The 10,835-nt window shown below is 65.1% G+C and carries 5 protein-coding genes and 6 pseudogenes; 5 read left to right on the forward strand and 6 right to left on the reverse strand.

Features of this window, described 5'->3' with window-relative positions; translation table 11 throughout:
- The first annotated feature begins 389 nt into the window (after positions 1-389).
- Positions 390-845, forward strand: coding sequence for a hypothetical protein (locus D7231_RS36320; protein ID WP_147449845.1), 456 nt, complete (start codon positions 390-392; stop codon positions 843-845).
- Positions 846-1,112: 267 nt separating this feature from the next.
- Here the strand turns inward: D7231_RS36320 and D7231_RS37155 are convergent.
- Positions 1,113-1,205: pseudogene (locus tag D7231_RS37155) on the reverse strand (IS5/IS1182 family transposase); the annotation flags it as partial.
- Between D7231_RS37155 and D7231_RS33555 the strand changes: the two are divergent.
- The 3 genes and pseudogenes from D7231_RS33555 to D7231_RS38215 all read left to right on the forward strand — a co-directional run.
- A pseudogene (locus D7231_RS33555) lies at positions 1,206-1,563 on the forward strand (transposase); the annotation flags it as partial.
- Positions 1,537-2,267: pseudogene (locus D7231_RS33560) on the forward strand (transposase). The pseudogenes D7231_RS33555 and D7231_RS33560, both read left to right, overlap by 27 nt.
- 149 nt (positions 2,268-2,416) lie before the next feature.
- On the forward strand, positions 2,417-3,943 hold the full coding sequence (locus D7231_RS38215; RefSeq protein ID WP_158673872.1) for a lytic transglycosylase domain-containing protein: 1,527 nt from the start codon (positions 2,417-2,419) through the stop codon (positions 3,941-3,943).
- A 553-nt stretch (positions 3,944-4,496) separates the two neighbouring features.
- On the opposite strand, the pseudogene D7231_RS33570 reads toward D7231_RS38215, so the two are convergent.
- A pseudogene (locus tag D7231_RS33570) lies at positions 4,497-5,572 on the reverse strand (IS110 family transposase); the annotation flags it as partial.
- Between the two features lie 454 nt (positions 5,573-6,026).
- Between D7231_RS33570 and D7231_RS33575 the strand changes: the two are divergent.
- Entirely contained in the window at positions 6,027-6,812 is a 786-nt protein-coding gene (locus D7231_RS33575; protein WP_147449846.1) for a hypothetical protein, read from the forward strand.
- Between the two features lie 269 nt (positions 6,813-7,081).
- Here the strand turns inward: D7231_RS33575 and D7231_RS33580 are convergent.
- The 4 genes and pseudogenes from D7231_RS33580 to D7231_RS33600 all read right to left on the reverse strand — a co-directional run.
- Positions 7,082-7,769, reverse strand: a pseudogene (locus D7231_RS33580) (helix-turn-helix domain-containing protein); the annotation flags it as partial.
- 97 nt (positions 7,770-7,866) lie between these two features.
- Positions 7,867-8,877 carry a YdcF family protein gene (locus tag D7231_RS33585; RefSeq protein WP_120759970.1) on the reverse strand — a complete coding sequence of 337 codons (1,011 nt, stop codon included), beginning with the start codon at positions 8,875-8,877 and terminating at the stop codon, positions 7,867-7,869.
- 149 nt (positions 8,878-9,026) lie between these two features.
- Positions 9,027-9,479: a hypothetical protein gene (locus tag D7231_RS33590; protein WP_120759972.1), complete on the reverse strand. Its 453-nt coding sequence runs from the start codon at positions 9,477-9,479 to the stop codon at positions 9,027-9,029.
- A 1,243-nt stretch (positions 9,480-10,722) separates the two neighbouring features.
- Positions 10,723-10,835 (reverse strand): annotated as a pseudogene (locus D7231_RS33600) (IS5/IS1182 family transposase); the annotation flags it as partial.

Here is a 10,835-nt window from a genome sequence, read left to right on the forward strand (position 1 = left end):
ACACCGCCAGATATGTCACCGCGCCGATCCCCCTCGAAGGCTTGACGTCCTGAAGACCAACCGGTGAGCGTCCATCTATCCGGGACCCCACTGGATCAACCCCCCGGAACAAGCAGAACCCGAACATCACTTCCAAGGACACAACCCCAGCCGACTGCTTCGGTCATGCGTGGCCCTCTCACCCACCGGGCACCCTGCCCCGACCGATTGAGGCCACGCCGACCTGCACACACTTCTTGGCAGACCTGGCCTCAAGACGCAGCGGATGCCGGAAGAATCCTCGAAGATCCCAAAAAATCCGGAGGACACAGGAAACACAAAAACCTCGACCGAAGACACGTGAAGCGCCGAATAGCATACAACATCACTCCACCAAGGAGGGCTCTGTTTTGCGCGCACAAATTATCGCCGTCGCTGCCGTAATCTGCGGACTCGCCACGATAAACGCCGCCGGAACCAGCACGGCTCAAACCACCGCACCGAAAACCCTCAATCTCGCCCCAGCCAAGTGTGGAGCGAAGCTCGAAGACTGGTTCGGGGTGCCGATGGGAGCATCACAAAACTCAGTTTTCTACACCGACAAGAAGACTAACCTGAGGATTACCAAAACCAGCTCCACCGGCGGCACACTGCAATTCATCATGGCCCCCGACGCAGTAAAGAAAGCCTCCCCGGGCACCGCTGTCCCCTTCACATTCAAGCCTGCACAATTGTCATGGAAGGAAGCTGGCGGGAAAGAAGCAAAGCTTTCCTCGCCCAGCTGCGGTGGCAAGGCGAACGCCACAGCCGTAGTCAGCGCCACCCTCGAATCAGCCGGCATGAAAGCCACTCTCCAACGAAAGTAGAAACCGCTCACATCCACTACGGTGAACCTGATTCACTCCGCCCCTTGAACAACAAAACACCCGAGACAGGGCGCGGATGAAACGAGAGGATTGCCACGGCAGGGCCCCTCGATGCCAGCCCGACAGCCCCAATCATCACACGGCAAGCCGAGGGGCCCTGTCCAACCCGATTCACATTCCCCTTCCCCCTCTCAACATCGAAAAGCATTGGGCACAGAACAGAACAAATAGGGATTATATACATATAATCCCTATTTAGACCGTGGCCTATGTGGTGAGGCGGACGAGTCGCTTGTAGCAGCAGATTGAGGCGGCAAGTCCGAGGAATGCCAGGTAGTTGCGAGGATCGTGCTCGTAGCGGCGAAGGTCCGGCCACAAGGCGGTGGGACGCAGGACACACCTGACGAGACGGTGTTCGCCGCGATCATCTACGTGCTAGTCAGCGGCTGTGTCTGGCGGGCGTTGCCGCCGTGCTTCGGCATATTGAAGTCGACCGCGCACCGGCGGTTCGTGATCTGGTCACGCGCAGGCGTGTGGGGTCGGCTCCACAAGGCGGTCCTGCACCGTCTCGATGACGCGGGCCTGATCGATGTGACCCGCGTCGTCCTGGACTCCGCCCACGTACGCGCGGAAAAGGGGGCGAACTCACAGACCCGTCGCCCGTGGACCGGGGCAAGCCGGGTTCCAAGATATGCACATCCTAGTTCCAGCGGCTGGTCAAGGCCGTCCCCGGGCCGGCGGGCAGGCCCTGGACCCGGGTCGGCCAGGTAGTCCGTGGTCACTGTCGCTGGAGGACCGGGTAGTGCTGGTAGCGATGTACTGCCGCACTAACCTGTCCATGCCGCAGCTCGCCCCGCTCTTCGGGATCTCCACGGCAGCAGTCAGCCGGATCATTAAGCAACACGGGCCGCTGCTGACCCTCGCGCCTGCCGGATGCTGGCCCGGCAGTGACGACGTGCTCGTCGTGGACGGAACGCTGGCGCCCACCCACGACCAGGTCGGTCACCGCCCCCTCGAAGAACCACCCCTACTCGGCGAACATGCAGGTCCTCATCAAGGCAGACACCAAGCTCGTGTTGGCGGTCGGCCCTCCGATACCCGGCAACCACAACGACTGCGCCGCCTTCCGGCTCCGGCATCGACACCGCGTGCGGCAATGCCACCGTCATCGCCGACGGCGGCTACCAGAACACCGGATTGCCCATCCCGCACCGCCGCAAGGCGGGACAGGAACGGCTGGAGCAGTGGAAAGAAGAGCACAACGCATCCCACCGCCGAATGCGAGCCCGAGCCCGCGTCGAGCACATCTTCGCCCGCATGAAGAACTGGAAGATCCTCCGCGACTGCTGGCTCAAGGGCGACGGTGTCCACTGGGCCACCAGCAACGTGACCCACATGCGCAACCTCGCCCTCGCTGACTGATCTCAACCCAAAAACCACAGCCACCGTGACACCACAGCACAGTTATGGGATTACGAGAATACCTTTAGCGCCCCTTTCAGGCGCCGATCCACGTAGCACCACAGGCGCACGATCCGCGTTTACTCCTCTACCGGCAGGAAATATCCGTCATGAACACACCACGCACCCAGGCCCTCCTCCTCCTCTCTCGCCGGGGGCTGGGCGCTGCCTTGCTGGCCGCCTGCCTGACCACCGCAACAGTCGCCATGGGCACATCATCAGGCGCCCCGAACTCACCGGGCCCCAACAGCCTGCAGAGCCGACCCCACGGGTCCCCCAACCTCGCTCTGCCCGACCTGGCAGCCGGGCCTGACACCGACAGATCCGCCACACCCACCGCCCTCACCGACCGCTCCACCGGTATCCCGGCTACCGCCCTCGCCGCCTACCGACACGCCGAAACCCTCGCCCGCGCCCTCTATCCCCACTGCCACCTGCCCTGGCAACTCATCGCTGGCATCGGCAAAGTCGAATCCCAGCACGCAAGCGGCTATGGCCTGCGCCCCGACGGATCCACCACCAAACCCATCATCGGTCCCGCCCTGGACGGCACCCGATACGCCCTCGTTAAAGACACTGACCACGGCACCTGGGACCGCGACCCCACCTACGACCATGCCGTCGGCCCCTTGCAATTCATCCCCACCACCTGGCGTAGCTACCCCGCCGACGGCCGCGGCGGCGGCATCAAAGATCCCACCAACATCTTCGATGCCGCCGCCGGAACCGCCCGCTACCTCTGCGCTGGCAACAAAGACCTCAGCAAACCCGCCGACCTCGACCGGGCCATCTTGAGCTACAACAATTCACGCCCCTACGCCAACGCCGTCAAAGCATGGATGCGCGCCTACCGCACCCGCAAACCCTTCTCCCTCCCTGACCCCGGAATCGAATCAGGCTCCACCTTCACCCCGCTGTCCCCGGCGCCCGGCACATCCCAAAGGCCGCTCATGCGCGGCGATACCCCCCAGCCCGAACGGCGTCCGGGCACCACGGACGACCCCACCAGCCCGGTCCCCTCCCCCCACCCCACCCCCGGTAAGAGCGGTACCGACTGGCCCGACCCCTCCACCCCACCCGAGCGCCCCGACCCTACCGAACACGTCGAACGCATCGACAACAACCACGATCTGACTATCGTCCCGGGCACTACCGCCGCGACCGGACTAGCTGTCAAAGTCCTTGACCAGTACGGCCGCCCAGTCCCCGGCGCCCGTGTCCACTTCCGCATCATCGGCACCAACAATGCTCGCTTCCACGGCAACGACACCAGCGCCACCACCACCACCGGAAGCGACGGCACCGCCCCCGCGCCCCGCATCACCACCACCGACACCACACGACAATTCACCATCCGCACCACCACTGATAACACCACCACCGAACTCACCACCACCGTCCACACCACCACAAACACCACCCCACCGCCTCTCATCCCCCGACCACCCATCACCCCCCGACCCGCCATCCCCACCCCCCCCAACCTGCGCACCACACCACCACGAACCGGCACCAGCACCACACCTCCACGGGCCACCCAAACCATCCCGTCACAACGCCCCGCCCCACGCGAAGAACCCACCCCCACCCCAGAACAGCCTGAAACCCAACCCACAACAGAGGAAGAGCTGTCTTGATCCGAAGTGCTTTGGGTTCAGACTCGTTGACCACGTCTGAGGGAACTCGCGGGTGACGCGCCGCCCTGGTCACCGGACGGGCAGAGGCTGTGCGGTTGTCGGCGATGTCCGTGCTGATGGAGGACCGGAAGCAGACAGAGGTCGCCGCCCCCTGTTCAAAGCGTCGATCAAAGCTGTGGACAACTGATGGGCAAGGTGGCCGGCTAAAGGCTGTCCCGTATCTCATCTTGGGTTGGTCTGCACCCGTGAGGAGCCGGCGACCTGTGCCGCTCTGTCCAGATTCCTGATAACTGCTCGGCTACGCCAAACCGGGCAGATGGCACCTCGCGCCGACCTGCACCGAGTTACGGGACAGCTTTTACGAGCTCGTGCATGGTTGGCCGTGGCGCGTCGTTGGCCGCCTCTCGCCGCTGGTCAGGTAGTGGTGAGCGGCCGGGTGGCGCTTTGCTGGTGAGAGGCGACGGCGGCTACGGCCTGGATGGTTTGAGGCAGGTGTTCGCGGCGGCCGTGGTGGCGAGCGAGGGTCCGCCAGACACCTCACGGTGCCAACGTGTCAAGCGGCAGCGGCGAGAGTGGTTGGGAAGGCCGTGTCCTCGTCGAACAGCTTGCGGTGCTGGAGGCAGTGGTAGAGCTGGCCCAGCATTCGATTGAACAGGTTCCGCCGGGCGGCGGCGTTCCAGTCTCCGTGTTCGTCGCGGCGCCGACGGTAGTGGGCCTTGGCCCCGGGGGGGATCCGTTCGGAGCCGCGAAGGCCCACAGGTAGCCGGCATGGTTGAGCCTGTCGTTCTTCACCCAGCGGCGGGTGATGCTCGGCTTCTTGCCGGAGGCGCGGGTGATGGGCGAAGCGTCGGCGTATGCCTTCAGGCCGCGTGCGTCGGCGAAGCTGGTGCGGTCGTCGCCGATCTCGGCGAGGGTCCGGGCGGCGAGCTGGATGCCGAGCCCGGGGAAGCTTGTCAGGATCTCGGCGTCAGGGTGCTGAGGGAACGCTTCTTCCACTGCCTCGGCGAGCTGGTCGGCGGCGGTGCAGGCTGCGTCGAGCTGCATGAGGAGGGCGAGCATCTGCTTGCCGAGGGCGTCCTCGACGAGTGGCGGCTGGTGGGCCCACTCGGTGCGGAAAACGTCACGGAGGCGGTCGGCCTCGGTGTCGATGCGGCGCTGGCGGCCGGCCCGCTTGAGGGCTGCCCGGAGCTGCGTGCGGGTCAGTTGTGCCGCCCGTGTCGGGGTCGGAGCGACGTTGAGGAGTTCGCGGGCCTCGGGGCGGCACAGGCCATTGGTCCAGGTCGCGAAGGCGTTCAGCGCGGCCGGGTAGTACTCGCGCAGGAGGGAACGGAGCTGGTTGGCGAGCTGCTGCCGGTTCCACAAGGGGTCCTGCTGAGCGCGGGCAAGGACGGCGATCGCCCGGCCGAGGTCGGAGTCGTCGGGCAGGGGGCGGTGGGCGTGCATGTCAGTGCGCAGGATGTTCGCCAGGACGAGGGCGTCGCCAGGGTCGGACTTCTTGCGCGAGACGCTGTGCCGGTCTCGGTAGCGGGCGGCGGCCAGCGGGTTGATCGCGTACACCTTCCGCTTCCCGGTCCGCAGCACGGCGACCAGCAGGCCGCGGGAAGTCTCGATGGCCACCGGGATCGGGGTCTCCTCCAACACTCCCCCGAAGACGTCGCCGCCAACCTGGACCATCCGGTCCGTGTCGTGAAGCAGAAGCTGAAGAAAATCCAGTACCGCCCGCACCTACTCAACAGTGCCGAGACCAGCCGCACCATCGAGCCCTAAGAGCTCGTAACAGGATCTTGGTCAGCGTTGCTGGTCGAGCGTGACTCGTACGACGATTCGACCGTACAGCCAGCGGCCGGCATCCTCCATCACTGCAGTGGCGGCTTCGCACACGTGGCATCACCCACCGCATCGCCCACAAGGACACCGAGCCTCCCACGACTGGGCCGGCACTGCTGGACCTTCCAACGCACCATGTCCTGGCTCGCCGGCTGCCAACACCTCCACCGAGGCTGCGAGCGAAAAGCCGATCACTTCCTTGCCTGCATCAGCATCGCCTGCCCCCTCATCTGCTACCGCCGACTCTCCAAATGAAATGAGCTCCGAACCTCCCCAAAAGGAAAGCATCGTGACCACACTCCGGCCCGCAAGCCGTCATCGTGCCCTGTTCGCAGCGGCTCTCCTCACCGGCACCAGCGCCCTCACCCTCGCTCTGGCCACTCCCACGCAGGCCGCGTCCCTCTGTTTCAACGGCCCCACGCGCATCACCGTCACCGCAGACGGAGAGATCAATGGCACTGCCGAGAACGACGACATCCGGTGTCTCAGACTCGCGGACAGAAGCACGATCAACGGCCTGGGCGGCGACGACACCGTCCGCGTTCTCGGTACGACCGCGGACGTCACCGTCAACGGCGACGACGGCAACGACACGATCTTCATCAGGTCCCTGGGGGGCACCAAGAGGATCAACGGCGGCGACGGGGAGGATGACATCACCGTCACGGGAGGGCTCTCAGGCACCTACGACAACCGCTCGGCTGTCAGCGGTGGCAACGGCAACGACACCCTGACCGTCGACACCGTGGGCCTCCAGTCCGAGGTTCACGGCGACGCCGGATACGACACCCTCAACATCTCGACCGTCGGTCCCGGTGGGCGGGTGGAGGGCAACGACGGCAATGACCGTCTCCAGATCGGAAGCAACGACACCATCGTGATGGCCGGGGACGGTGACGACATCATCGAAGGCCCCGGCGGCACCCGCATGCACCTGGATCGCAGCTCCTACGCTGACGGAGGAAACGGCACCGACACCTGCCGCGTCAACCAGCCGGGAACCAGCAACGGCAACATTGGCGGCTGCGAGAACACACCCTGAACACCCCGCCCCACCAGCGCCCCTCTCGAATGCCCGGACACGCCCAACAGGCAGAGGCGGTAGGCCATCACCACCGTGCGCCACTCGGCCACGCAGTCCGGTAACTGAACGTCTTTCATCCTGTCCCGGGAGGGTGATGATGCTTGTGTCCGCCTGGCTGGGGTCGGCGCAACACCGCAGGTCAGCAGCCTGATGACTTGTCAGGCGCCAGCCTGCTGACCTGCAGGAACTGAGAATGAAAGAGTCTCACTGATGCCCGGCGCCAGTTAGGTCATCTCAGGGCAGGCGGCGGTGAGCTTGGCCAGGAGGTCGTGCCGCTCGGCCTTGAGGTTGCCGGGTCTGGTCAGCAGCATCCGGGCGAGCCGGCGCGGGGAGATATGGCTGCGGCCGGCGTCGGCACGGCCCTGGCTGATGTACTCGTGCAGGAGGTTCAGGCAGCCGGTGAAGCCGAGGGCCTTGATCTCTCCGAAGAGGTGACGACGGGGATGGCGGGGTCCTCGGCCCGGCGTTTGCGCAGGTGTTCGCGGGAGGGATCGACGAGGCTGGCGCGGTACTTGGGGACACAGAGCATGCGCTCGGGCCGGTCGGCGCGGGCGTAGCGTTTGAGGTGTTCAGGGCCAGTTGCAGGCGGCGGGCGCATGCGAGCAGGCCCACGTCCTGGTCGGGCAGGGCGTGGACCTGGTGCCAGCGTTCCAGTGTGGTCTGGGCGCGGGGGTCGTCGTAGAGGGGCGCGTCCAGCCTCGGCAGCGAGGCCGGACCCGTGGAACGCAGGGCTCTGGGACCACCGGCCCGCCATGCCTTCCGTCACCGCTCCACCGACCGCACATGAACCCGTAAATCCTTCGCGATCACGGAAGGCATCTCACCCCGAGCAAACCGTTCGGCCGCCTGGAGCCGCAGCCGTACCCTGAACTCCCGCCGCTCATCGGTCAGCCCACCGCCTTGCGCGTACTGCATGCCTCCGGCCTACCGTAGGGATCAAGACCTGTTAGCCACTACGACACTACGAGTTCAGACTCAGTAGTAATCCGTCTGCTGGCCTGTCCGTGCTGGTTCACCGGGTGAGTCCGGCGCTCACCCCCAGGACGGTCAGCGCGGCGCAGATGCTCAGGTTGACCGTCCTGTGTTCCCAGAACACGGCGACGAATTCGCGGATGGTGGCACTGGGCCAGAAGTACTTCGCGGTCGGCGAACCGAGCACCTGACCGCTGACCCCAGCCCGGCGGGCGGTCATAGCGGCGCGGAAGGCGTGGAAGTTGTTGGTCACCACCACGCAGCGGTAGCCGGCCTTGCCGGCGGTCATCATCTCGTGGCTGAAGTGAAGGTTCTCATCGGTGGTGCAGGAGCGGTTCTCCTCTTGGATGTGCCAGACCGGGGCACCTTGCTGGATGAGCCAGCGTGACATCGCTGTGGACTCGGGCAGCTTCTCGTCCGGGCCCTGACCGCCGGAGGTGAGCAGGATCGGTGCCGGTCCGCCACGCGCGACCTGCGCATTGTGGATCTCCAGGCCCTTGCGCAGGCGGGAGGCCAGCAGCGGAGACACACGCTCGCCGCCAATCAGACCGGACCCCAGCATGACCACGAAGTCCACGTTGCCCCGGACTTTGATCCGCCCGTAGAGGACGGCGTAGGCGAGGAAGCAGAGGAACAGGAAGGAGACGTAGCCAGAGAGGAGGAGCACAGCAAGAACGAATGCTTGATACGCGGGCGAAACATTGATGCGGGCCACCGACCACACGAAGAAGAGCATGCCGAAGACGGCCACGCCCAGCAGGCCGGAGAGCAGATTGGCCGGGCGGCGCCCCTCCTTCTTGATCATGGCGAGCCCGTTCGCGACCAGGAAGACGCCGAGCGCCACCACGCCGAAGACGGGGACCAGGAAGACCAGCGTGTAGATCATCATGGCCAGGCCGTCGGGCAGGTGGCGGGCCTGGAGGAGCAGGGCGACCGAAAGACTGAGCAGAGTCAGCCCGAAAAGTACCGCGTTGCGGAAACGCCGACGGTCCTCCCGGACACTGAGACAGAAAAGAACGAGGAAGAGAGAGGTGGGGATGAAAGCGAGCATCGGTGCCTTGCTGATCGGTCGTTCGGCTCAGCCAGGGGCTGCGCCCGTCATGGCGGATGGTGGGGATCTCGTAAGACCATGGCCGACGAACCGGAAGTCGCGGTGCCCCGAATACATCACAACGCCCCGGGGCTCGATGTCTCCCGGCGTCAGCGTTGCTTGTTGCTGTCGACCCAGTCCTGGTTGATCTGCCAAGCGTACAGAGTGGATCCGTTGGTGTAGGCGTAGTACAGCTCGCAGCGGGCAGTCGCCTTCCCCGCCACGTTGTTGGGGAACCACTTCGCTTCGATCTCCGGAGCCGGAGCGTGCAACTCCGCGGCTGGCTTGCAGACCGACGGCAGCCTGCCGTCTTTGAGCGTGGCTTTCACCAGGCGCTCGCCGCCAGTAGTCTTCATCGCGTACTGAACCGAGGAGGCGTCGTCCGGTAGCCAGCGCGGGACAGAGCCGCGTTCTTTCTTCGCCTCAGCGCCACTCGCATACGAAGCGGTCTCATTGTGCCGCTTATCGATCCACTCCTTGGCCACCAAAACGGCGACGACTGTGGCGACGCCCAGCGTCACGACGACTCCGGCGGTGACCATGACGACAGACTTACCGGCCATGCTCTGCTCCCTCTCGGTTTAAGTCCTTTACTCCTTTTCATCCTGCACCAGGAACGACATGAAAACCATCAGGCCGGCGTACCATCCGGGCATCCTCCTTAAGTCGTACAGCCCGCGCGGGTGGGGTAGGCCACGTTGACCCCATGAGATAATCACTCGGCCCGGCCGCCAGGGGCGTGAAGCTCCTATTGCTCGGCAAGTGGTCTGTGAATCTTTTTCATCCTTCGGTTTGACAGGCCAGGAAAGTGTGAATGACTTGGATGATGGTCCCGATGCGGTTGGTGGAGCATCACACCCGGCGGAAGATGCGCCAGGAAGGTCATTCAAAAGTCTGTGATCTTACTGCACGGTGATTGCTGAAAGCAGGACCTGTCCCTCCGGCGTAGCGTGTGAAGTGCCAGCTCCCGCGCGCTCGTCCGGGGGGCGGTGCGTTTCCGCCGTACTGCCGGTTTGAGTTCGTACCAGCTGTCCCTGCTCACGGGGAGGGCGGAGCGGCGACTCCCGGCCTGGGACCGGGATATCGGGCGGCCACGGGTGCTGCCATTGTGGAGGGCGGTCATCCTGCTGTGCTTCCTGCTGCGGCACGATCGGTGCAGGAGATGGCTGGCGAGTTTGTCCGATGTGTCCCAGCTGACGGTCTCCCAGTAGGCGGCCGCGTTGCGGTCGGCGGTGCACGACAGCCTGAGACGGCTGGGGTCCGGGATCAGCCGACTGCCCCGGGGCGGGCCGGGCCTGGTGGACGGGTTCCTGGCCCCGTGCTGGAGCTGGAAGGCTGCTGAGCAGCTGTTCTCCGCGAAACACCGCTGGTGCGGGACAACATGCAGGACATCTCCGGCCTGCGCGGCAGACTCCAGGCCGCGGGCCGGCCCGGTGCCCGCCACGACTCCTGCACTGACACCGTCCCCGGGGGCGGAGACCACGGCCGGCAGCCACCCCCGCCTGGGCGGCAAGAGCTGCCAGGGCTCTGGGCTGCTCACTCCATACAAGCAGCCCCGGCACCGGTCGCTGACCGAAGCAGAGAAAGGACTGCAACCGGGCCCGCTTTGCGATCCGCTCCGCGGCCGAGCGCTGCACCGGCCACCTCAAGAACTGGAAAGTACTCGCCAAGAACTACCGCGGCCCCCTCGGCCGTTTCCCCGAAACCCTCGAGACCGTCGTCCAGCCCGGCCTCCTCCGCACCTGGACCACATCATGATCAACTAGTTCTGAATGACCTTCCTGGAAAAGGCTCAGTGAACGTCTTTCATCCTGCATAGCCGCAGTTCAGGAGGGTGTGGACGGCCTGGACGATGCGACTGATGCGGTTGGTTGAACAGCGGGCTCTGCGGAGGATGCGCCAGGTCTTCAGTCGGGCGA

Source organism: Streptomyces klenkii (assembly GCF_003626645.1).
GTDB lineage: Bacteria > Actinomycetota > Actinomycetes > Streptomycetales > Streptomycetaceae > Streptomyces > Streptomyces klenkii.

What these genes read in the sequence shown, in the direction of transcription:
- D7231_RS38215 (WP_158673872.1), top strand. Translation starts at nt 2,417, where the DNA reads ATGAACACACCACGCACCCAGGCCCTCCTCCTCCTCTCTCGCCGGGGG.
- D7231_RS33575 (WP_147449846.1), top strand. Translation starts at nt 6,027, where the DNA reads ATGAGCTCCGAACCTCCCCAAAAGGAAAGCATCGTGACCACACTCCGG.
- D7231_RS33585 (WP_120759970.1), bottom strand. Translation starts at nt 8,877, where the DNA reads ATGCTCGCTTTCATCCCCACCTCTCTCTTCCTCGTTCTTTTCTGTCTC.
- D7231_RS33590 (WP_120759972.1), bottom strand. Translation starts at nt 9,479, where the DNA reads ATGGCCGGTAAGTCTGTCGTCATGGTCACCGCCGGAGTCGTCGTGACG.